Origin of the sequence: Halobellus litoreus (genome assembly GCF_024464595.1) — an archaeon.
In the GTDB taxonomy this organism is placed as follows: Archaea; Halobacteriota; Halobacteria; order Halobacteriales; family Haloferacaceae; genus Haloquadratum; species Haloquadratum litoreum.
Genome location: NZ_JANHAW010000001.1, coordinates 1,111,668 through 1,133,197 on the forward strand (window position 1 = coordinate 1,111,668; position 21,530 = coordinate 1,133,197).

Annotated in this window: 17 protein-coding genes and 2 tRNA genes; 9 read left to right on the forward strand and 10 right to left on the reverse strand. The window is 68.2% G+C overall.

Annotated features, from left to right (window positions below; genetic code table 11):
• The first annotated feature begins 137 nt into the window (after window positions 1–137).
• The 6 genes from NO360_RS05670 to NO360_RS05695 all read left to right on the forward strand — a co-directional run bounded on the left by NO360_RS05670 (window position 138) and on the right by NO360_RS05695 (window position 5,486).
• On the forward strand, window positions 138–1,442 hold the full coding sequence (locus NO360_RS05670; protein WP_256306572.1) for a dicarboxylate/amino acid:cation symporter: 1,305 nt from the start codon (window positions 138–140) through the stop codon (window positions 1,440–1,442).
• 111 nt (window positions 1,443–1,553) lie between these two features.
• Window positions 1,554–2,072: a hypothetical protein gene (locus tag NO360_RS05675; RefSeq protein ID WP_256306573.1), complete on the forward strand. Its 519-nt coding sequence runs from the start codon at window positions 1,554–1,556 to the stop codon at window positions 2,070–2,072.
• A gap of 66 nt (window positions 2,073–2,138) precedes the next feature.
• Window positions 2,139–2,357: a hypothetical protein gene (locus NO360_RS05680; RefSeq protein ID WP_256306574.1), complete on the forward strand. Its 219-nt coding sequence runs from the start codon at window positions 2,139–2,141 to the stop codon at window positions 2,355–2,357.
• Window positions 2,358–3,842: a single-stranded DNA binding protein gene (locus NO360_RS05685; protein ID WP_256306575.1), complete on the forward strand. Its 1,485-nt coding sequence runs from the start codon at window positions 2,358–2,360 to the stop codon at window positions 3,840–3,842.
• 193 nt (window positions 3,843–4,035) lie between these two features.
• On the forward strand, window positions 4,036–4,467 hold the full coding sequence (locus NO360_RS05690; RefSeq protein ID WP_103992844.1) for a histone: 432 nt from the start codon (window positions 4,036–4,038) through the stop codon (window positions 4,465–4,467).
• Between the two features lie 2 nt (window positions 4,468–4,469).
• Window positions 4,470–5,486, forward strand: coding sequence for a histone deacetylase family protein (locus tag NO360_RS05695; protein ID WP_256306578.1), 1,017 nt, complete (start codon window positions 4,470–4,472; stop codon window positions 5,484–5,486).
• Between the two features lie 106 nt (window positions 5,487–5,592).
• Here NO360_RS05695 and NO360_RS05700 read toward each other — a convergent pair whose 3' ends face one another.
• The 4 genes from NO360_RS05700 to cca form a co-directional block, all read right to left on the reverse strand.
• Complete coding sequence (locus tag NO360_RS05700; protein WP_256306580.1) at window positions 5,593–6,312, reverse strand: universal stress protein; 720 nt, start codon at window positions 6,310–6,312, stop codon at window positions 5,593–5,595.
• Entirely contained in the window at window positions 6,309–7,028 is a 720-nt protein-coding gene (locus tag NO360_RS05705; RefSeq protein WP_256306582.1) for a universal stress protein, read from the reverse strand. Before NO360_RS05705 ends, NO360_RS05700 begins: the two co-directional genes overlap by 4 nt.
• Window positions 7,029–7,100: 72 nt before the next feature.
• Entirely contained in the window at window positions 7,101–8,564 is a 1,464-nt protein-coding gene (locus tag NO360_RS05710; RefSeq protein WP_256306583.1) for an APC family permease, read from the reverse strand.
• A 205-nt stretch (window positions 8,565–8,769) separates the two neighbouring features.
• Window positions 8,770–10,158: a CCA tRNA nucleotidyltransferase gene (cca, locus tag NO360_RS05715; RefSeq protein WP_256306584.1), complete on the reverse strand. Its 1,389-nt coding sequence runs from the start codon at window positions 10,156–10,158 to the stop codon at window positions 8,770–8,772.
• A gap of 158 nt (window positions 10,159–10,316) precedes the next feature.
• On the opposite strand from cca, the gene NO360_RS05720 reads away from it, so the two are divergent.
• Window positions 10,317–10,389: transfer RNA gene (locus NO360_RS05720), tRNA-Asn, on the forward strand.
• Window positions 10,390–10,497: 108 nt separating this feature from the next.
• Window positions 10,498–10,572 (forward strand) — tRNA-Ile (locus NO360_RS05725).
• A 142-nt stretch (window positions 10,573–10,714) separates the two neighbouring features.
• On the opposite strand, the gene NO360_RS05730 is transcribed toward NO360_RS05725, so the two are convergent.
• From NO360_RS05730 to NO360_RS05750, 5 genes are all read right to left on the reverse strand, one after another.
• Window positions 10,715–11,785 (reverse strand): Mrp/NBP35 family ATP-binding protein, encoded by a 1,071-nt coding sequence (locus NO360_RS05730; protein WP_256306585.1) that lies wholly within the window; start codon window positions 11,783–11,785, stop codon window positions 10,715–10,717.
• A gap of 7 nt (window positions 11,786–11,792) precedes the next feature.
• Window positions 11,793–12,470, reverse strand: coding sequence for a TorD/DmsD family molecular chaperone (locus tag NO360_RS05735; RefSeq protein WP_345780185.1), 678 nt, complete (start codon window positions 12,468–12,470; stop codon window positions 11,793–11,795).
• Window positions 12,471–12,574: 104 nt separating this feature from the next.
• Window positions 12,575–15,829, reverse strand: coding sequence for a molybdopterin-dependent oxidoreductase (locus NO360_RS05740; protein ID WP_256306587.1), 3,255 nt, complete (start codon window positions 15,827–15,829; stop codon window positions 12,575–12,577).
• Window positions 15,826–17,097: an NrfD/PsrC family molybdoenzyme membrane anchor subunit gene (gene nrfD, locus NO360_RS05745; protein WP_256306588.1), complete on the reverse strand. Its 1,272-nt coding sequence runs from the start codon at window positions 17,095–17,097 to the stop codon at window positions 15,826–15,828. Before nrfD ends, NO360_RS05740 begins: the two co-directional genes overlap by 4 nt.
• Window positions 17,098–17,101: 4 nt before the next feature.
• A complete protein-coding gene (locus NO360_RS05750) occupies window positions 17,102–18,136 on the reverse strand; it encodes a 4Fe-4S dicluster domain-containing protein (protein WP_256306589.1) in 1,035 nt (344 codons plus the stop codon).
• A gap of 345 nt (window positions 18,137–18,481) precedes the next feature.
• Between NO360_RS05750 and NO360_RS05755 the strand changes: the two genes are divergently transcribed.
• Entirely contained in the window at window positions 18,482–20,329 is a 1,848-nt protein-coding gene (locus tag NO360_RS05755; RefSeq protein ID WP_256306590.1) for a bacterio-opsin activator domain-containing protein, read from the forward strand.
• Window positions 20,330–20,456: 127 nt separating this feature from the next.
• On the opposite strand, the gene NO360_RS05760 is transcribed toward NO360_RS05755, so the two are convergent.
• Window positions 20,457–21,341: a ZIP family metal transporter gene (locus NO360_RS05760; RefSeq protein WP_256306591.1), complete on the reverse strand. Its 885-nt coding sequence runs from the start codon at window positions 21,339–21,341 to the stop codon at window positions 20,457–20,459.
• Between the last annotated feature and the right edge of the window lie 189 nt (window positions 21,342–21,530).

Sequence of the window (21,530 nt, forward strand, 5' to 3'; positions counted from 1 at the left end):
AGTACCCGGCTGTAATTGACTTACTTCTAGAATACTTCGGAATGACCGGACATATCTACAGAACCTCGTCGTCAGAGTTGGCTTCAGATGCTGACAGAACGCGGGGGCCTTTAGGTACCTGTATCTTGCGCTCACGTATGGCGAATCCAGTCAGTTCCCTCTGGCGACAATACCGATCCGTCGCGCTCATCTATCGGATCTTCGTCGCCTTCGTGCTCGGCTCCGCAGCGGGCATCGTCTTCGGCGAGCAGATGGCCGTCGTCGCGCCGCTGGGCGACCTGTTCCTTCGGCTGCTCAATATGCTCGTCATCCCGATCATCGTGTTCACGCTCCTGACCGGGATCAGACAGCTCTCGCCCGCTCGGCTCGGCCGGATCGGCGGGGCGACCGTCGGGCTATACGCGGTGACGACGACCATCGCCGGAATCATCGGACTGGCCGTCGCGAACGTCCTCCAGCCGGGTCGCGGCGTCGAGTTCGCCGGCGGCGAGGCGCAGTCGCAGGCCCCGCCGGCGGTCACGGAGGTCCTCCTGGGCCTCGTCCCGAACAATCCGGTTGCGGCGATGGCCGACGGCAACCTCCTCGGAACGGTCTTCTTCGTCATCGTCTTCGGCATCGCGCTCACCTACGTTCGCGCGCGGAAGGAGGAGTACGCCGAGAGCGTCGACTCCGTGTTCGAGGCCTTCGAGGTCGGCGCGGAGGCGATGTTCGTCGTCGTCCGCGGCGTGCTCGAATACGGCGTCGTCGGCGTCTTCGCGCTGATGGCCGCCGGGATCGGAACCGAAGGGATCGGCGTGTTCACCTCGCTCGGCGCGCTCGTCCTGGCCGTTGCGGTGGGCATCACGCTCCACATCGTCTTCACGTATCTGTTCCTCCTGATGGGCGTCGTCGCCGGCGTCTCGCCGATTGCATTCCTCGCGGGCGCGAAGGACGCGATGCTGACCGCGTTCGCGACGCGCTCCTCCAGCGGCACGCTGCCCGTGACGATGCGGAACGCCGAGGAGGACCTGCGGATCGAAGAGCGCGTCTACTCCTTCGCGCTCCCGGTGGGCGCGACGGCGAACATGGACGGGGCGGCCATCCGGCAGGCGATCACGGTGATGTTCGCGGCCAACGTCGTCGGCCAGCCGCTCGCGCTGACCGAGCAGGCGTTCGTCCTCCTGGTCGCCGTCCTCATCAGCATCGGCACCGCGGGCGTCCCCGGCGCGGGGATCGTGATGCTCACGGTCATCCTCACGCAGGTCGGCCTCCCGCTGGAGGTCGTCGGCTTCGTCGCCGGCGTCGACCCGATCCTCGGCCGGATCGCGACGATGAACAACGTCACCGGCGACCTCGCCGTCTCGACCGTCGTCGGCAAGTGGAACGACGCGCTCGACCTCGACGACGGCGTCTGGGCGCACGGGAGAAATCGACTCGGCAACGTCGTCCCCGGCGGCGACTGAGTCGTCGCCGACGCGCGCTTCGACGGCGCATCCGACTGCGACGTCCGGATGGGACAAGGGTCCGTTTGAATCTCCGGCACGCCTTTTGAACCACCCGTCCTACGGTACGGTATGCGACGTCGAACCGTCCTGTCCGGCCTCGCTGTCTCCCTCCCGCTCGCACTCGCCGGTTGCACCGGCGATTCCGGCCCGGACGATCCAGGGGGGACGGACACCACCGACGAGCAAAGCGAGACGGAGACGCCGAGCGACGAGCCCGACACGCCCGACGGCACAGTGACGCCGGGACGCGTCTCGGCCACACTCGTCCCGCGCGAGGAGTGTCCGAATCCGGGCGAGGCGACAGTGAGTTTCGGCGACGAGGCGATCTCTGTCGTCGGGTGCGTCGTCGGGAACAACGGCTGTAACGTCCAGCGGTTACAGGAGGTCGATTACGACACCGAAACGGAAGCACTGACCGTCGTCGTCGCGGCCGTCGAGGAGCGCGAAGAGGACGAGGCGTGCACCGAGGCGCTGGTGAACTTGGGGTACGAGGTCGACATCGAGACGGACGGTACGAGCGTCACGAGCGTCCGCGTCGTCCACGATGACGTCGATGGGCGTCGAACAGTCGTCGACGTGACGAGGTGAGCGGCCGGACGTACGTGGGATTCCCGGCCGCGAACGTTCTTATACGAAGCCGGGACCACACCCGGTGTGCCAGGAATCGACAGCGGAATCGAGAGACTGCGAGGGGTCGTAGCCGGCGGTGCGCGGGAGAGGACCGTGGCCCGACTCCGGATCGACACCGCCGACAAGACAACGCTTAAGCGGCGTCCTGCCTTGGCTGTGGATATGTCTGTGGCCGTAGCCGTTCGAACCGCGGGTTTCGCGCTCGGACCCGACGGCCGTCGGCGCGACGGGGGTGTCGCGTAGATGGGCGCGATCGAGGACGTGTACGAGGATCTCGACACCGACGTCGACTTCGAGGAGTTCGAGGCCGCCGTCGAGGACAAGGTCGAACAGATGGGCGGCCTCGCCGACGAGGAGACCGCGGCGATGCTCATCGCCCACGAACTCCGCGACGAGGAGGTCGAGGGCGTCGCCGACGTCGCGCCGGGGATGGACGACGTGAAGTTCCTCGCGAAGGTGATGAGCGTCGGCGACATCCGAACCTTCGACCGCGACGGCGAGGACGAGGACGGGAAGGTCGTGAACGTCGACGTCGCCGACGAGTCCGGCCGGATCCGGATCACGATGTGGGACGATATGGCCGAGGACGCCGTCGAGAGCCTCGAAACCGGGCAGACCCTCCGCGTGGCCGGCCGGCCGAAGGACGGCTACAACGGGATCGAGGTCGACGTCGACAAGGTCGAACCCGCCCCGGACGCCGAGGTCGACGTGCAGGCGCAGGACGCCTACCGCGTGGAGGACCTCGCGCTCGGGCTCTCCGACGTCAACCTGAAGGGTCGGGTGCTGAGCACCGACAGCGTGCGGACGTTCGACCGCGACGACGGCTCGGAGGGCCGCGTCGCGAACCTGACGCTCGGCGATCCGACCGGCCGGATCCGCGTGACGCTGTGGGACGAGAAGGCCGACGTCGCGACCGAGTTCGAGGCCGGCGAGTCGGCGGAGGTCGTCGACGGCTACGTCCGGGAGCGCGACGGGACGCTCGAACTCCACGTTGGCAACCGCGGCGCGGTCGACGAGATCGACGAGGAGATCGAGTACGTCCCCGACACCCGCGAGGTCGAGTCGCTCGAGATCGGCGAGACCGTCGACATCGCCGGCGGCGTCATCGAGACCGACCCGAAGCGGACGTTCGACCGCGACGACGGCTCCGAGGGGCAGGTCCGAAACGTGCGGGTGAAAGACGACACCGGGGACATCCGCGTCGCCCTGTGGGGCGACAAGGCCGACCTCGACATCGACCTCGCGGACTACGTGGTCTTCACCGACGTGGAGATCCAGGACGGCTGGCAGGACGACCTCGAAGCTTCCGCGGGGTGGCAGTCGACGGTCAGCGTGATGGACGACGCGCCGGAGGACGCCGCCGACACCGACACGGAGGCGGCGCAGTCGACGGGACTCGGGGCGTTCGAGGCGGGCGGATCGGCGGAAACGAGCGGTTCCGGGTCCGATTCGACCGCTTCCGCCGCTGGGGGCGCAGCCGGCGACGTCGGCGGCAACTCCGCCGCGGCGGCCGTCGCGGAGCGTCCAGCGGGGGCCGACGGCGAGGCCGAGACCGAGACGTTCACCGGGACAGTCGTCCAGGCGGGGAGCCCGGTCGTCCTCGACGACGGGAGCGAGACCCGCAGCGTCGAGACCGACGAGTCGCTACGGCTCGGCGAGAAGGTGACCGTGAGCGGCCCCGTCGCCGACGGGACGATCACCGCCGAGGACGTCGAACGGTCGAACTGAGCGGGCGGCCGACAGACGTTCCCGAACCGGTGGCCAGACGATAGACGTCCCCGAGCGCGTCGGCTTGGCGACCGCCCCACTGCGTCCGGTCGCGCCGGTCCGATCGAGAGCCGCAGCACCGTCGAGAGCGCCGAAGGCGGGAGGAGCGGCCTACGGAAAGGATTATACGCCGGTCGAACACGATATAGTGGTAATGAGTGTCGAGTTGCCGTTCGCCCCCGTGGACGCGATCATTCGACGGAGAGCCGGCGACCTCCGGGTGAGTTCGGGTGCCGCCGAGGAGCTCGCTCGCCGCGTTCAGGCGCACGGGGCGGCGCTCGCCGTCGACGCCGCCGAGCGGGCGGCCGCAGACGACCGGAAGACGCTGATGGCCGAGGACTTCGACGTCCAGCAGGTCGTGAGCCGCCGCGACCTCGAACTGCCGATCGCACCGATCGACCGCATCGCCCGCCTCCGGATCGACGACCGTTACCGCGTCTCGATGGATGCACGGATCGCGCTGGCGGACATCCTCGAGGACTACGCCGACAACGTCGCGAGCGCGGCCGCGACGCTCGCCCGGCACGCGGACCGTCGGACCGTCCAGGCCGAAGACATCGAGACGTACTTCGCCCTCTTCGAGTAGCGATGCAGTTCGGCTACAGCGAGACCTGCCTCGCACACGACACCGGCGAACGGCACCCGGAGACGGCCGACCGCCTGCGGGCCATCCGCCGCGCGCTCGCGAAGCGACACGGAATCTCCTACGTCGAGGCCGACCCGGCCGGCGAGGACTCGGTCGCCTCGGTCCACGACGACGACTACGTCGAGGAGATCCGCGAGTTCTGTCGAGACGGCGGCGGCAACTGGGACCCCGACACCGTCGCCTCCGAGGACACTTGGGCGGCCGCGACGGCGTCGGCGGGACTCGCGCAGTGGGCCGCGCGGGAGGCCGCCGAGGGAGCGAGCGGCCGCGACACGCCGTTCGCGATCGGTCGGCCGCCCGGCCACCACGCCGTCGCGGACGACGCGATGGGATTCTGCTTCATCAACAACGCCGCCGTCGCCGCCCAGACGCTCCTCGACGACCCCGACTCCGGGGTCGAGCGCGCGGTCATCTTCGACTGGGACGTCCACCACGGCAACGGCACGCAGGACATCTTCTACGACCAGAGCGACGTCCTCTACGCGTCGATCCACGAGGACGGGCTCTATCCCGGGACCGGCGAGGTCGACGAGACCGGCGCGGGCGACGGCGAGGGGACCACGCTGAACGTGCCGCTGTCGGCTGGCGCGGGCGACGAGGACTACCTCCTCGCGGTCGAGGAACTGCTCCGCCCCGTCGTCGAGCGGTTCGATCCGGACCTCTTCGTCGTCAGCGCCGGGTTCGACGCCCACCGTCACGATCCGATCTCGCGGATGCGCGTCTCGACGGAGGGGTACGCCCTCCTGACGGACCGCGTTCGCTCGATCGCCGACGACACCGACGCGGGGCTGGCGTTCGTTCTGGAGGGCGGCTACGGCCTCGACACGCTCTCTGAGGGCGTTGCGACCGTCCACGAGACCTTCGACGGACGGGCGCCGATGGAACCCGACGACGGGCCCAGCGAGTCGACCGAGCAACTCGTCGCGGACGTGCGCCGGGCGCACGGTCTCGACGACTGACCCACCGCCGCGGCGGGTCCTCGATCCGCGAACCTGTCTCCCCGGCGTTCGATCTGAACGCCAGGTGTCAGTATCGATCGCAGTCGGGCGTCGGTATCGATCGCAGTCAGCCGTCGGTGTCGCGGACGACGAGCACCGGACACTCGGTCCGTTCGAGTACCCGTGTCGGAACGTCGCCAAGGATGTGCTCGATCAGCGACGGTTCCGTCTCGCCGATGACCAGGACGTCGTGGTCGGCCGCGGCGTCGACGATGTCGTCGACCGGCGACTCGCTCTCGACAGTGGTGGTGGCGATCCGGTCCGGATCGACGCCCGCATCGGTCAGGCGGTCGACCGCCCCCTCCAACAGCGTCCGCCCGACGGACGGGTCTTCGTCGCCCGCCGGCGCGGCGTGGAACAGCGTGACCGACGCCTCGCTCTCCGCCAGCAGGGTCGCGACGACCGAGAGGATCCGATCGAGATTCACGTCTCCGCGGACGGGCACAAACACCCGTTCGACGACCCGAACGTCCCGGGGAACGACGATCACCGACGCGTCGTACTCCTCGGCGACCCGGTCGACCGTCTCCGACCGGTCGGGCGTGAACACGACCAGCGTCTCGATGTCGCTGTCTTCGGGGAACGTCGACGCCACCTCTTCGATGCGTTCGACGGCCGCCGCCTCGTGTTCGTCTCGCATCTGTTCCGGGGTGACCTGGTCGGGGACGGGATACCACCCGACCAGCACGACCGTCGCGGGCCGGAGCAGATCGAGCAGATCCGGATCGGGTCGCTCGTGGTTCGAGACGTCGACCGGAACCAGGACCGTGGGGACGCCCCCGGTCATCCGCCTCGCTCCTTCCGGACGACGAGAACCGCCCGGCCGGTGGTATCGTGAACGCTGTTCGGTAGATCGCCGATAACGCGCTCCCGGATGCCGGGTTCGTGTTCACCCATCACGACGAAGTCGTGAGATGCCGCCAGGTCCAGAAGGTCACTCCGCTGTGTCTCGGCGGTCGGTTCCTTCCAGAAGATCGACTCCCGGGACAACCCCTGCTCGACCAGCCAGTCGGTCGCCCCACGGAGGTAGAGTTCCGACCTGGCGCTGCCCTGCTCGACGCTGTCGGCGTGAAACAGCGTCACCTCGAGGTCATTCCCCTCCATAATGAGCCTGATCACGTCGAGGACGCGGAACATATTCTGTTCGTCCTTGAGCGACACGAGCACGCGAGACAGCGTCGTGACTTCGCCGGTGACGAGCACGGCGTCGCAGTCGTACTCGTTGGCGACGCGATCGGTCGTCTGGACGCGGTCGCGGGTGAACACCAGCACCGATTCGAGGTCGGTCCCGGCGTCGGCGAAGCGTCGAGCGCTCGCCACCAGGGCGTCCTTGGCGTCCTGTTCGTACGCTTCCCGGATCTGTTGCGGTGGCGTCTGATCGGGCACCGGGTAGTACCCGAGGAGGACGATGCGGAGCGGTCGCAACGCTCCGATCAGGTCCAGCGCCGGTTCGTCCGGGTCCGATACGTCGATCGGTACCAGTATCCTGGGGTTCTCGATCATACGTGATCACCGCTGAACGTCGGCGTCCGCACCGCTGTCCGCACCGCGGGGGTTGTGGCCGGCCGACGCCAGTCAGGCATCTGAACCACCCCCGCGGGCCGCCGCAGCCTCGTCCGTCGAAAGATCGAAGTCGACCTCGACCTCGACTTCGACGTCCGGCGGCGAGCGATATCGGGCCAGCGCACTCGTGTCTTCGACCCGCTTCCGAACGTACACGACGTACCAGACGACGCCGCCGACGACCAGCGCGCCGGCCAGCAGTATCTGTTGGAGGTCCATAAAACCGATCAGCCCGAACGACAGGAGCGCTCCGAGCACCGGGACGACGGGGTAGCCGGGGGCCTCGAACCCGGGGTCGTAGCCCATCGCCTCCGTCTCGCGCATCGCGATGAGCGAGACGTTCAGCAGCCCGTACACGAGGAGGTGGAGAACGCTCCCCGCCTTCGCGAGCGCGTTGACCTTCCCCGCGATAATGAACACCACGATGAGTGCTCCAGTCAGCGCAATCGACCGGTAAGGCGTGTTGAACCGGCTGTGAATCGCCGAGAGCCGCTCGTCCATCAGGCCGTCTCGGCCCATCGCGTAATTGATGCGCGAGGCCGACAGCACTGACGCGTTCGCCGACGACGCGGTCGCCAGCAACCCGCCGAACGTCAGCAGCCCGACGCCGACGAGGCCGATCCCGAACCCGTCGAAGACCGCTCGCGCCCCGATGGCGATCGCGGTCCCCTCGCCGGCGATGCGGTCCAGCGGGACGACGCCCAGGAGGACGAGCATCGACACCGCGTAGATCACCGTCACGAGCAGGACGCTGCCGACCATCGCCCGCGGGAGGTTCGTGCCGGGTTGCTTGATCTCGCCGGCGACGGTCGCCACCTGCGCGAATCCCAGGTACGACACGAACACCAGGGCGGTCGTGGGGAGGATCGCACCGGGACCCGTCGTCTGCGGAAAGAATGGCGTCAGTTCCGCGAACCGGACCTGCGTCGCACCCAGCGCCATAAACACCCCGAGGATCGCCAGCAGGACGATCACGATGACGTTTTGCAGGTCGCCCGTCCCGTCCGTACTGAGGTAGTTGACGGCGATGAACACGATGGCGGCGACGAGCCCGCCGATCTGTGCGCCGCTCAGCGGGACCGCGGCGGCGACCCCGAGATTCAGGTTCAACCCGGCCACCAGCGGAGAAACGTAGTTTCCGAAGCCCACCGCGTAAAACGCCGTCGCAAACGCCAGTCCGAGCCAGTTGCCCAGCCCGGCGATCGAGCCGAAGAGCGGTCCAAGCCCCCTGTTGATGAAGTGGTACGGGCCGCCCGACGCCGGCATCGCCGTCGCGAGTTCGCTGGCCGACAGCGCGGTTAGCATAGCGATACCGCCGGCGACCGCGAACGCCGCCGCCGACGCCGGGCCGGCCAAGGCGGCCGCCGCCCCCGGGAGAACGAAGATGCCGGCACCGACCATCGTCCCCACACCGATCATCAACGCCTCCGTCAGCCCGAGCGTTCGTTCGAGTTGCGTCTCCGTCTCCGAGGCCATCACCTTGCTACATGTGACCCACTATCAAAACGTTTGCAGCCGTCCGCCGTTGCGCGGCCCGCGTGCGTCGCCCGAGGTACCGCCCCTGACCGGCGAGACCGTCGACGTCCGTCAGCGAGTACGGTGATCGGCGAGGCGAGGAGCCGACGAGTAGACGTTCTGGTCCGCAGACGCCATCGCGTCCGGAACTTTCGTTCGCGGGCAGTCAGGGCCGCGGATCGAAGTACGACGCCAACTCGCGTCCGAACTCCTCACAGAGCGCCGCGACCTCGCTGCCGACGAGCACGTCGTACTCGGTTTCGAGCGCCGTTTCGACCCGAGCGCCGAGTCCGACGGCGAACAGTTCCGCCGAGCGGAGCAGTTCGGCGGCGTCGGTGAACTCCCGCTCGCGCTCGACGACGTACCGCTCCCCGTCGACGAACGGACCGTAGGTGTCCGGCGGGGCGTCGTCCGCACCCTCCGACGGGTCGTCCGCGTACGCCTCGTAGAACCCCTCGGCGTGCTCGCGGACGTGCACGGGCGGCCCGTCGTGGCGTTCGATCGCCGGGAGCGTCCGGTGGGCGAGTTCGACGAACAGGACGGCGCGGTCGTCGGCGAACGTCGTCGCCCGAATCGGGTCGAACCCCCGGCGGTCGAGTTCGTCGCGGACGCCCGCCAGCGACTTCCGGAGCTGGGGGTAGAGCTGGTCGTCGACGAGGTCCGGGGCGTCGAAGACGACCGCGACGGGCGTCGTCCCGCGGCGATCCAGATGCGCTTCGGCGGCGTCCGGTCCGATCGGCTCGGGCTCCCGCGGCTCGAAGAGGTCCTCGCTCGGGGCCGTCAGAAACGCCCGAGCGTAGTGCTGGAGGCGGGCGACGTTCTCCGCGGCGCAGACCGCCGCGACGTTCCGCGCGGGATCCGTCGGGTCGACCACCACGAGCGGGTCGTCGTGCGATTTCGTCCCGTGGGCTTCGGGGTCGAAGACGACCGGCGGGTGCCAGTCGGCCGCCGCGGCCAGGAGCGTCTCCACGTCGCCGTGTTCGAGAACGAGCAGTTCCGAGAGGTAGCCCGAGAAGCCCCGGGTTCGGAGGTTGCTGCCGTAGACGCCGATCCCCTTCAGGAACTGCTTGAAAACGCGCATCTCCCCGGCGAGGTCGTCGTCGATCCGTTCGCGCAGGTAGGCGTTGTGATGCGGCGTCCGGTCGACCGCCGACTGGAGCGCGGCGCCGTCGCCGACGTCGTAGCAGGGCACGAGGTCGACGTCGAACCCCTCGAACTCGCCGGTCACGTACGGGTGTTCGGCGTACTCCTCGTGGCCGTCGGGGAGGACCGCGTTGCCGATTTCGAGGCCGTAGCGCTCCAGCGTCTCCCGGTCGAGGTCGGACGGAAACCGCACGAAGAGATCGATGTCTCGGTCGCCGGCGAGCCACGTCCCGCGGGCGGTCGATCCGACCTGGACGACGTCGGCGTCGACGGGGAGGGCCGCGAGTTCCGCTTCGATCCCATCGGTGAGCGTCGAGACCGCGGCTCGCATCGCCTCGCGTTCGGCCGCGTCGGGGGTGACGCGTTCGCGAACCCGCTCTATCACCCGGCGTCGCTCGTCGGCGTCGGCCATCGTTGTCACGGCTTCGAGAGGGTCCGGCGAAAGGGTGTCGATGCGGCCGGGACGCGAGCGGTTCGTCGCGGTCGGCGTGCCGTCACCTCGCACCCGTGCGGTGAAAACGAAAGCCCTATCATACTACCTCGGTGTACGTTCGTGTGCAGGCACACCGAGCCGTCGTAGCTCAGTTGGTAGAGCACCTCGCTGTTAACGAGGTGGTCCCAGGTTCGAGCCCTGGCGACGGCGTCACTTCCTCTCGACGCCGACTTCGGAGCGTCCGCCTCGGCTCTCGTTCGCGCCCGCTCGCCCACCAACGACACGTCTAAGGGGGAGACCGCGGAACGGTAGACCGCGGGGCCCTTAGCTCAGTCTGGTCAGAGCGCTCGGCTCATAACCGGGTGGTCAGGGGTTCGAACCCCCTAGGGCCCATTTCGAAACGTCCCGTTACTGTCGTCTCGCACAACGCACCGTGGCCGCGTGAGACCGGACTCGAAACCGAGCACCGCCGCCAGTATTCCGGGATTGCCGCAGGCCCCAGCGACCCGGAGCCGCCACGGTTCGACGGGCAGATTCAGCTCGTCGTCTGCTGTCGGTGGTGACGGCGGAGGACGCCGACTTTGTTCGCTACCGTCGCCGCCAGGTCCCGAAACGCCTCCGCAGTCTCCCCCGCGTCGCGGCAGACGATCGGCTCGCCGGCGTCGCCACCCGAACGGATCGCCGGATCCAGCGGGAGCGATCCGAGGTACGGAACGTCGACCGCGTCGGCGAGCGATCGGCCGCCGTCCTCGCCGAAAATGTCGTGTGAATCCCCGCAACTGGGGCAGACGAACCCGCTCATATTTTCGACGACGCCCAAGACGTTGGTCCGGTACTCGCCGAACAGCTCGACGCCGCGACGGGCGTCGTCCACGGCGACGGACTGCGGCGTGGTGACGACCACGGTTCCAGTGACGGGAAGCTGCTGAAGGACCGTCAACTGAACGTCACCGGTTCCCGGGGGGAGATCGACGATCAGGTAATCCAGCGACCCCCACGAAACGTCGCTGAACAGGTCGGTGAGCGTGTTCTGTGCGACCGGACCGCGCCAGACCACCGGATCGTCGTCGTCGATCAGCAGTCCGACGCTCATCAGTTCGAGCCCGTGGGCGGTCGACGGCTGGATCCGGTCCTCGCCGTCGACGGTCGTCACGTCCGGGTCGTCGTCGACACCGAGCATTCGAGGGACGTTCGGCCCGTAGACGTCGGCGTCGAAGAGCCCGACGTTCGCCCCGCGATCGGCCAGACCGGCGGCGAGGTTGACGGCGACGGTACTCTTCCCGACGCCGCCCTTGCCGGAGGCGACGGCGATCACGTTTCGAACGCCGGGCAGGACCGACGATTCGGCGGCGTCGAACAGCGGGACGTGGGCCGAGAGTTCGACCTCGATTCCCGCCTCCTCGGCGACCGCACGGACGCGGTCCGCGATGGCGGACTCGTCCGGTGCGTACGGTGCGCCGAGCGCGAGTTCGATGGCGGCCGTCCCGCCTTCGAGAGCGATGTCGGTGACGAGTCCGGCGCTGACGATGTCTGTGTCGAGCACCGGATCGTCGATGTCGCGGAGGCGATCACGGAGGTCGGCATCGGAAGTGGGTGTCGTGGTCATTGGGTGCTCACGGTGATTCGGGGTCGGACGGCCGCGGGTCGGCGGCGGCGAGTTCCTGTGCGTCCCACGCGGTGAACGTCCGAGCGATGCGAGCGATCGTGGCGAAGACGCCCTCGACCGTGTCGTGGCTCCCGACGGCCGCCTCGAACCGATCGAGCCACCCCAGTCGCGAGAGCGTTCGGGTCTGGAGTTCGCGGACGGCTTCGAGGCGGCCCTCGCTCGCACCGTCGTCGAGGAGGGCTGCCTCCCGTTCGCACAGCGCGCGCATAAACTCGAAGTACGCGGCCACGTGATCGGGGATGTCGTCCCCGCGTCGGGGCGTGAACCCGGCGGCGGCGTACAGCCGCGCCATATCGGCGGCCGGATCGCCGAGGAGTTCGCCGGCCTCGCCGGCGGTGTGATACCGCGAATCGGACTCGAACTCCTCGCTCGGGTCGGTCGCGTGCGCCGACGCGAACGGGGGGACGTAGTGGCTCCCCGGCACGACGAACAGGTTGTCGTACCCGATGGCGAGCGACTCGGCGTCGTGGTCGCCGCCGCCAAGTGCGGCCGTCTCGATGTCGACCGGGAGCGCGTCGGCGAGGGTGGCGAACGTGCCCCGGTCGATCGCCGCGGCGATCGCCTCCGTCTCGCCGTCGAAGGTCGCGGCCAGCACCCCATACAGGCGAGCGCGGGCCGTCGCCATCGCGGCGTCGTCCGAATCGGCCGGGTCCTCGGGAATCGCTGGATCGTCGTCGACCGGCGACGCGCCGGCACGGTCGTCGTCGCGTGCGTTCCGTTTCATTCGGCTCACCGCCGCTCCACCTCGACGAAGGCGTCGTACTGTGCGTTGCTCCCGCCGACGAGGTCCGAGAGGCCGGTGTCGCCGAGTGCCTCGTCCAACGGTTGGACGTGGTTGATCGCGAAGCCGGCGTCGCGGCCCTTCGCGTATCCGGCCTCCTCGGCCATCGGTTCGTCGAACTGGTAGGAACTGTGGCCGTCGGCCTCGACCGGCGGCCGCGTGTCGCCGCCGATGGTCTCGGCCGTCGCCCCGTCTCCGGTCCGGCCCCATCCCCACATCGCGCCGACGACGCCGGGGCGGATCCCACCCGTGACCATCGCGACAGCGTCGACGGTCTCGCGGCCGGCGTCGAGGACGATCTCGTCGCCGTTCTCGATGCCGCGTTCCTCGGCGTCCCGGGGGTTGATCCACACCGGGTTCTCCGGGCGGGTCTCGCGAAGCCACGGGCTGTTCTGGGTGCGGTGCATCCCCTGGGTCCGCGGCTTCCAGTTGATCAGCCGAAGCGGGCGCTCGCGCTCGTCGTCGCCGCTCACCGCGGCCTGCACGGTGCCGTCGTAGTGCTCGACGTCGGCGACCTTCGGGAGCGGGTCGAACCGCTCGCCGGTGAAGGAGTGTTTCCCGTTCGGGACGACTTCGCTGTAGAAATCGACGCGCGATTCGAGTTTGTACCGCAGGTGCTCGCCGTCGTAGGCGTTCGAGTCGTCCCGGCGTTCGGCGTAGTCGTAGTCGTGACCGTGCTCGGCGAACGCCTCGTCGTAGTCGTCCGTCGGTTCCTCGAAGCGGCCGCCCCGGTTCAACACGGTGACCACCTTCGGCCACTCCTCGTCGGAGACCGCCGCCCGCCAGCGCGCTACGTCGAACTGGTCGCCGAGGCCGTTCTCGTGGCTCTCGCGGAACACCCGCAGTTCGTCCTCGCTCGCGTCTGCGACCGGATCGCGGGCGTACGCGATGTTGGCCGCGAGCTTCAGGTAGAAGTCCTCGGCCCGTTCGAGCGGCCACAGGTTTCCGTCCGCGTCCGGGATCGCGTCATCGCCGACGCCGGGGAGGTCGAGCTCCGACCACAACTCGATCAGGACGTCCTCGAACGGGCGCGCGTCGGGAACGACCGAGACCGCCGGCTGGCTGATCTTCTCGTCTGCGAGCCGCTTGTTCGGGTAGGTGCCGAAGTTCTCCCACCGCTCGAGGTAGGTCGGCTCGGGCAGGATGTAGTCGGCGTACTGGCTCGTTTCACCGATGACGGTGTCGGCGGCGACGATCAGCGGGATCGTGTCGGTGTCCTCGAGAATCGCTGGGATCTCGTCGCCGCCGGCGACCGCCATCACGTGGTTGTTCGAGTACGGCCGAATGAACAGCGCCTCGACGCCGTAGGGGTACTCCGCTGCGGCGCTGCCGTAGAGTTCCTGGGTCGCCTGCGGCGGCGCGACGGGGAACCACGGCCGCTTCGCCGGGTACCCGTCGTCGCGCTCGAACAGCGAGGTGTCCTCGTAGTTGACCCCGCCGCGCAGTAGCGGGATTCCCCACGGCGAATACCCGTCGGGCACCGTGCCGAGTTCGTACCGCCCCGACATCGTGTCGTAGCCCGCGTAGGGCGTGATCTGGCCGCCCTTCCAGTCGTAGTTCCCGATGAGGTGCTGGAGCGTGGCGATCGCTCGCGTGTTGTAGAAGCCGTTCGTGTGCTTGGCGGGGCCGCGGTACGCCATAATCGCCGCGCGCTTACCGTGACTGGTGAACTCGTCGGCGAGGTCGGCGATCTGCTCGGCCGGGACGCCCGCCATCTCGGCGTACTCCGCGACAGTGTGCTCGAAGACGCGCTCGCGGTACTGGCTCCAGACGCTTCGAACCCCTGTCCCGTCGATAGCCACGTCGACGTCGAGGACCGCCGTCTCGACCTCGCTCGCGGGACGCGGCTCGCCGGTCTCCGCGTCGATCACGACGAAATCGTCGGCGGCGTCGGCGCCCTCGTCGACGAGTCCGAGGTCGCCGGCGCGGGCCTTCGGTCCCGACGGCTCGTCGACGAGGACGAGGTGGGTCGCGTCGCTCCACGTCGGTTCGTCGTCGTCGCTCGCAGCCGACCGCGAGGGGTTCTGGAGGTACGTCAGGTCGTGCCGGTCGTGCTCGATGATCCACCGCGCCATCCCGAGCGCGAGCGCCCCGTCGGCACCGGGTTCGACCGGCACCCACGTGTCGGCCTTCTCGGCGGTCTTCGAGAGCCGCGGATCGACGACGTCCATCCGCATCCCGTCCTCGATGGCGTTCGTCAGCTTCGGCGCGAGCCACGTCGGCCCCTTGTTGGCGACCATCGGGTTGGTCCCCCACGCGATCAGGTACTCGCAGTTCTCGATGTCGGGGTACTGTCGCTTCTTCGGGGCGTCGTGGGAACGAACGTTTCCCATCACGCTCGAGACGCCGCAGGTGCCGGCGTGGTGGACGCTGTTTATCGATCCCAGCCCCTGATGCCAGAGGCGGTTACGGATGAAGTTGCGGCGGAACCCACCGACGTCGACGATCTGGTTCGACTTCGGTCCCAGGTCTGGGTGGTCGGTGTCGATGAGTTCGTCGGCGTACTTCTCGTCGAAGTCCGCCTTCGACAGTTCGCCGTTCTGCACGGCCTCCCAGTCGCTCATCACCGCCTCCTGGGGAGCGTACCCCCAGATGTCTTTCAGCCCGGGATGCCCGAGTTCGTCGTCGCCGTCGAGGATGTCCTGAAGCGCCTGCTCCCAGGAGACCGTCTTCCACTCGCCCGATCCGCGCGGCCCGACCCGTTTCATCGGCTTGCGGACCCGGTAGCTGTCGAAGGCCGTCTGGATGCCCGCCTGTCCCTTCAGGCAGATCCGGCCGCCCGAGAGCGACCAGCGGTCGCGGTCGACGTCGCCGCTCCCCTCGACGTCGCCCATCGCCACGTCCTCGGGATCGCTCCCGTAGGGGACCTGCGAGAACGGCTGCGTGTTGAGGAACGAGTAGGGGTTCCCCGCGAGCTTCCGGACGAGCGAACTGTACTCGCCGGTGCCGCTCCCCTCGGCGAGCCGTACCTTGATCGGACAGAACGTGTTGCACTGTCCGCAGGTCGTGTGGATCACGTCGCTCGCGTCGTACTCGCCGTACTCCTCGCCGACGTAGTGCTGCTCGCCGTCCGTCCACAGCTCGTTCACGTCCATCTCGACCGCGGCGGTGCTGGCCGCCGCGACGAGCCCGATGCTCCCGGCCGCTTTGAAGAAGTCGCGCCGCGATATCTCGGCGCGATCGTCGGTGTCGTTCGTGCTCATTCGTGGTCACCTCCCGAAAGCGGCGTCAGCGGAAGCAGCTCCGCCCCGACCGTGTAGAGCAGGAAGCCGACGCCGATGATGCCGATGCTCGTCCCCCACTCGACGGGCGTGGGGAAGTACGACCCGTGCGGGAGCCCCTCCAGCACGGGGGTGATCTGTGCGGGTATCACGATGTTGAACCGGACCGCGACGACGCCGACGACGGTACTCAACCCGGCGAGCACCATCGCCGACGGCGTCCGTCGCCAGGCGCGCTTGCTGAGAAGCACCATCGGGAACACCCAACTGGCCCCGACCATGAACCACCAGAACGACCACGACATCTCGCCGAACAGGACGACGAGCCACGTCTCGACAGCGTGCGGGTGGAAGCTCGTGAACGCGATCAGCGCCTCGATGGCCGTGAGGGCGACGTCGATGACGATGAAGCCCAGCAGCAGTTGGGCGAGTTGATCCAGGAGGTCCCGGTCGACGGCAGCCCCGTCGAACAGTCGCGTCCGGAGGACGTAGATCATCATCACCAGCGCCGTTCCGCTCAACAGCGCCGAGACGATGAATATCACCGGGAAGAGACCGCTGTTCCAGTACGGGCGGGCCTTCGAGACCGCGAACAGCACGCCCGTCCCACCGTGGACCATAAAGATCGCGAGCGGAATCCCGACGATCCCGACGCGTTTGAGCCAGCGCTCGTCGACGGCTCGCGACGCCTCGCTCGTGTCGACGCGGCCGACCGCGAGCAGCCGGTAGAGCGTCGCCCGCGGTCCGTCGAGCCGCGTCGCGAGGCGGGCGAGATCGATCCGCATCGAGAAGTACAGCTCCGCGACGAGGATCCCGATGTACGCCACGTAGGCGTGGACCTCCCACGAGAGCGCGGAGGTGAGTTGCCGCCAGACGAACGGGTAGTACATCCGGTCCATCCGCCCGAGGTCGATCCAGACGAACAGCAGCGCTACCCCCATACTGATGATGGCCGCGAACAGCGCGTCGCGGTCGATTCGGTGCATCGCCCCGATGTCGAAGACGTTCGCCAGCGTGCTCACGAGGAACGCGCCGGCCGAGAGGCCGACGAAGTAGATGTAGAAGGCGACCCACGCGCCCCACGGAACGACGCTCGTGAGGTTGGTGCTCGCCATCCCCCGCGTGAGCCGCAGGTACGTCGCGTACGCGCCGCCGGCGACGAGCACGGCGACGAAGGCGTACCAGGCGAGCCGTAGCCGGTCGTCTTCGAACCCCGGAGCGAACTCGACATGTGAACCTTGCGTTGCCATCGGCCTATTTGAGGTAGTAGACGTTGGGGTCGGTCCCCTCGTCTTCTTTCAGTTGGAACGCGCGAGACGAACTGGCCATCTGTGCCACGTCGCTGTCGGGGTCGTCGAGGTCGCCCATATTCCGGGCGTCGCCGATGCAGGTCTCGACGCAGGCCGGCTCTTCGCCGCGCTCCAGCCGGTGCGTGCAGAAACTGCACTTTCGGATGTTGCCGATCGGCGACTCGCCCTCCTCGCGTGGCCCCCGGTCGACGCCGTATTCGGGACTCGTCACCTCGCCGGCCCCGTCGACCTCCTCGTCGTAGTTCTCGCCGAAATCGAAGTACCGCGCGCCGTACGGACAGGCGATGTTGCAGTACCGGCAGCCGATACAGCGGTCGTAGTCGATGTTGACGACGCCGTCGTCCATCTTGTACGTCGCCGAGACCGGGCACACCTGCACGCAGGGCGGGTTGTCGCACTGCATACACGGGCGCGGGACGTTCGTTCGCGTGACGTTCGGGAACTCGCCGTGTTCCTCCTCCATCACGACGTTGTACGAGACGCCCGGCGGCGTTCGGTTCTCGGACTTACACGCGACCGTACACGAGTCGCAGCCGACGCACTTCTGGAGGTCGATCACCATTCCCCACTTCTCGTCGCCCGCGCCGATGCCGCCCTCGGAGCCGTCGCCGTCGACCTGCGCGGCTTCCATCGAAACAGCGTCCATCGATCCGACGGTGCAGCTCAGCGACTCGGCCGTCTCCGTCGAGACGGTCTGGTCGCCGGCGTCGACCGCCGGGTTCGGCGTCTCGCGATACGCGTCACCGAACTCGGCGGCGGCGGCCTCGTCGTACTTCTCCCAGTAGTCGTCGCCGGAGAGTTCCCCGCGCGCGACCCGCTGTGCGTCCTCGGCCATCGCGATACCGAGGTCGGTGTCCGCCTCGACGTCTGCGAGCTCTTCCCGCGGGTCGGGTCGCTCGTTCTCCACCATCGCGTCGAGGTCGTCCGTCCCGACATCGGGGATGCCCGGGAGGGCGCCCCCGTCGTCTGCGGAGCTCATCGCCACCACCCGGTATCGGTCGCGCCGTCGACGGTCGGCCGGGGTCCCGCCGGACGGTTGGTCGTGTGGGTCATACACCTCAATGTACGCAGACGGTCGTGGAAAGCCCGATACCAATACTGTTTGAACCGGTCGGGCTCCGCGAAGACACCCCATATCGGGCATACCAATACTGTTTGGAACGGGGTGCATAGCGCCGAACCGGGCCGCGGCGCGGCCCAGAGCGCCGACCACGGACATTTATGACCGAGAACGGTAACCCCCGAGTATGAACTGGTCGTGCCGAGGCGGACGCACGGTCGACGAACCCGGGGCGTTCGACCGTCGAGAACGGACACGGATCGCATGAACTGGATCATCGGCCTCTCGATCGGACTCCGGCTGCTCGGCGTCGTCTACTCGATCCTGCTGCTCGCCCGCACCCGAGACCGTCGATTCGGCTTCCTGACGCTGCTTTTGTCGTTCATGGCGCTTCGACAACTGCTCACCGTGCAGACGGCGAGCACCGGGCTCGAAGAACTCCCCGGCCTCGTCGTGAGCACGCTCGCCTTGCTGACGGTGTACTACTTCTCCGAATACATCGAGGAGGAAACCGCCATCAAGACGCAACTGCAGACGGTGAACGAGCGGCTTCGCGGCTTTCAGAAGGCCATCGAACACGCCGGACACGCGATCTTCCTCACCGACACGGACGGGACCATCGAGTACGCGAACCCGGCCGTCGAGTCGGTCACCGGATACGAACCGGACGAGGTGACCGGAGAGAACCCGCGGATCTGGCAGTCAGGAACGCACGACGAGGCGTTCTACGCGGAGCTCTGGGAGCAGATCGAGTCGGGGTCGGTGTGGGAGGGCGAACTCACGAACCGACGGAAATCGGGCGCGCTCTGCTGGGTCGACACCACCATCGCGCCGATCACCGACGGCGGCGACGTTGAGCGGTACGTCGCGATCGAACGCGACATCACCGAGCGAAAGGAGCGCGAGATGCGGATCGAGGATCAGAACGAGCGGTTGACGCTGCTGAACAACACGAACGAGGTACTCCGCGACATCAACCGCGAACTGGTCGCCGCGTCGACGCGCCAGGAGATCGAGTCTGCCGTGTGCGAACGGTTCGCTCAGTCCGACCTCTTCGACGTGGCCTGGATCGGGTCCCGAGGGCTCGTCGACGGGACAGTGAGTCCGCGCGCGTGCGCCGGCACCGACCGCGAATCGCTCGACGGTCACATCGAGCGGCTGTGCGCCGCCGATCCGACGCCGATCGAGCAGGCGCTGGACGAGCAGCAGCCCGTGTTCACCGAGCGAGAGAACGACCCGTTGCAGGCGGCCGGCGAGACACGGAGCGTCGTGGTTCCGCTCACTTACCGCGGTGCGGAGTACGGCGTCCTCGTCGCCGTGACTAACCAGGCGAACGCGTTCGATTTGATCGAACTGAACATCTTCGCCGAACTCGGCGGCACCGTCGCGGACGCGATCAGCGCCGTCGAGTCAAAGCGGACGCTCGCTTCCGACAGCGTCACCGAACTGACGTTCCAGTTGGCGGGCATCGACGAGCCGTTGGCGAACATAGCCGACCAGCTCGACTGTACGGTCACCGCCGAGCACATCGTCGACGACGGCGACGGCGATCGTGTCCAGTACGTCACCGTCACCGACAGCGACCCGGAAGCCGTCACCGAGTACGTGAACAGAGCCGACGGCATCGACAGCGCACAGCACGTTTGCACGCACGGGGACCGTGCGTTGTTTCGGCTGTCGATCGGCGAGCGGTCCATCGTCGCGACGCTGGCACAGTACGGCGCGGCCATCGAATCGCTGTCGCTCACCGGAGCGAGCGGTGAACTGGTCGCACAGGTCGCGAGCTCGAACGACGTCCGATCCGTCGTCGACGCGCTCCGGACGAGGTACGACGACCTGACGCTGGTCGCACAGCGGGAGTGCGAGCGGGACGTGCAGACCGAAGCCGCCTTCCGGGAGCGGCTGTCGGCGGCACTGACGGACCGACAACGCGAGGCGGCACGGACCGCGTACTTCGCCGGGTTCTTCGAGTGGCCGCGGGAGCACAGCGGCGAAGAGGTGGCGTCGATGATGGACATCTCACAGACGACGTTCACGCAGCACCTCCGGGCGGCCGAGAACAAGCTCTTCGCCGCCCTGTTCGACGAGACGATGGGGAACCGAACGGGGTGACAGGCGGCGACACTGACGGGGTCGGTCGGGAACCGACCGCGTCGGTCCGGAACTGACGGCTCCGGTCTCGAACGTCGAGCCGCGTGTCATCACGGTCCGAGGTCCGGATCGGGGCGGACGAGAGCGCTTACCCCAGCGAGATGTCGAGATACAGCATCACCACGACGCCGATGATCGTGCCGAGCGTCGCGATCCGCTCGTGGCCGCCGGTGTGGGTCTCCGGGACGATCTCGTCGCTGATGACGAACAGCATCGCGCCGGCGGCGAAGCCCATCGCGTAGGGCAGCAGCGCCGAAATCGTCTGGACGGCGTAGGCCCCGAGGACGGCCAGCGGGATCTCGACGATTCCCGACCGGATTCCGGTGAAGACGGCGTACGCGCGGCGGTTGAGGCCGGCGTTGACCGCCGCGACGGACACCGCGAGCCCCTCGGGGATGTTCTGGATGCCGATCGCGAGCATCAGCGGGATCGCGCCCGCGACGTCGCCGCTGCCGAACCCGACGCCGACGGCGAGGCCCTCGGGCATGTTGTGGAGCGTGATCGCGAAGATGAAGAGCACGACCGGGGCGAGCCGTTCGTCGTCGAGCGGGAGCGCCTCGCTGGGGTTGGCCGCGTCGGCACGCCGACGGCCCGTGAGGAGGTAGTGCACGTGGGGGACGAGGCCGTCGGACCGGTCGAGAAAGAGCGCGCCGAGCAGCACGCCGACGAGGGTCGGGATCGGGTTCCCGCCCGAATAGATCTCGATCCCCGGGATGATCAGACTCGTGAAACTGGCGGCGAGCATCACGCCCGCGGCGAAGCCGAGCGCGCCGTCGAGCGCCCGCTCGGACGGGTCCCGCCAGACGAACACCAGCGACGCCCCGAGGAGGTTCATCCCGGCGATGACGAGTCCGCCGACGAGGCCGTGGACGACCGGGTTCGAGCCGAACCACTCGACGAACAGGTCCGCGATCACGTCGTCGCCTCCGGGTCGGTCCGGCGCGTCGGCGCGGCGCGCGCGATCGCCGTCCATCGGCGTCTCGGGTCGGTGCGATCGGGGCCCGCGGTCCGACGTCTCGAACAGGTGACCATAGCAACGGGCTGATCGCGGAACGTCTTATAGTGTCGGTCGGCTCCAGGACGGCAGCAGCCCGGAACCCCGCTCGTGGCGGGATCGCGAGAGCTCGCGCTCGCGATGCTGTTTCTCTCCACTGCGAGTCCC

What these genes read in the sequence shown, in the direction of transcription:
- NO360_RS05670 (WP_256306572.1), top strand. Translation starts at nt 138, where the DNA reads ATGGCGAATCCAGTCAGTTCCCTCTGGCGACAATACCGATCCGTCGCG.
- NO360_RS05675 (WP_256306573.1), top strand. Translation starts at nt 1,554, where the DNA reads ATGCGACGTCGAACCGTCCTGTCCGGCCTCGCTGTCTCCCTCCCGCTC.
- NO360_RS05685 (WP_256306575.1), top strand. Translation starts at nt 2,358, where the DNA reads ATGGGCGCGATCGAGGACGTGTACGAGGATCTCGACACCGACGTCGAC.
- NO360_RS05690 (WP_103992844.1), top strand. Translation starts at nt 4,036, where the DNA reads ATGAGTGTCGAGTTGCCGTTCGCCCCCGTGGACGCGATCATTCGACGG.
- NO360_RS05695 (WP_256306578.1), top strand. Translation starts at nt 4,470, where the DNA reads ATGCAGTTCGGCTACAGCGAGACCTGCCTCGCACACGACACCGGCGAA.
- NO360_RS05700 (WP_256306580.1), bottom strand. Translation starts at nt 6,312, where the DNA reads ATGACCGGGGGCGTCCCCACGGTCCTGGTTCCGGTCGACGTCTCGAAC.
- NO360_RS05705 (WP_256306582.1), bottom strand. Translation starts at nt 7,028, where the DNA reads ATGATCGAGAACCCCAGGATACTGGTACCGATCGACGTATCGGACCCG.
- NO360_RS05710 (WP_256306583.1), bottom strand. Translation starts at nt 8,564, where the DNA reads ATGGCCTCGGAGACGGAGACGCAACTCGAACGAACGCTCGGGCTGACG.
- cca (WP_256306584.1), bottom strand. Translation starts at nt 10,158, where the DNA reads ATGGCCGACGCCGACGAGCGACGCCGGGTGATAGAGCGGGTTCGCGAA.
- NO360_RS05730 (WP_256306585.1), bottom strand. Translation starts at nt 11,785, where the DNA reads ATGACCACGACACCCACTTCCGATGCCGACCTCCGTGATCGCCTCCGC.
- NO360_RS05735 (WP_345780185.1), bottom strand. Translation starts at nt 12,470, where the DNA reads ATGGCGACGGCCCGCGCTCGCCTGTATGGGGTGCTGGCCGCGACCTTC.
- NO360_RS05740 (WP_256306587.1), bottom strand. Translation starts at nt 15,829, where the DNA reads ATGAGCACGAACGACACCGACGATCGCGCCGAGATATCGCGGCGCGAC.
- nrfD (WP_256306588.1), bottom strand. Translation starts at nt 17,097, where the DNA reads ATGGCAACGCAAGGTTCACATGTCGAGTTCGCTCCGGGGTTCGAAGAC.
- NO360_RS05750 (WP_256306589.1), bottom strand. Translation starts at nt 18,136, where the DNA reads ATGAGCTCCGCAGACGACGGGGGCGCCCTCCCGGGCATCCCCGATGTC.
- NO360_RS05755 (WP_256306590.1), top strand. Translation starts at nt 18,482, where the DNA reads ATGAACTGGATCATCGGCCTCTCGATCGGACTCCGGCTGCTCGGCGTC.
- NO360_RS05760 (WP_256306591.1), bottom strand. Translation starts at nt 21,341, where the DNA reads ATGGACGGCGATCGCGCGCGCCGCGCCGACGCGCCGGACCGACCCGGA.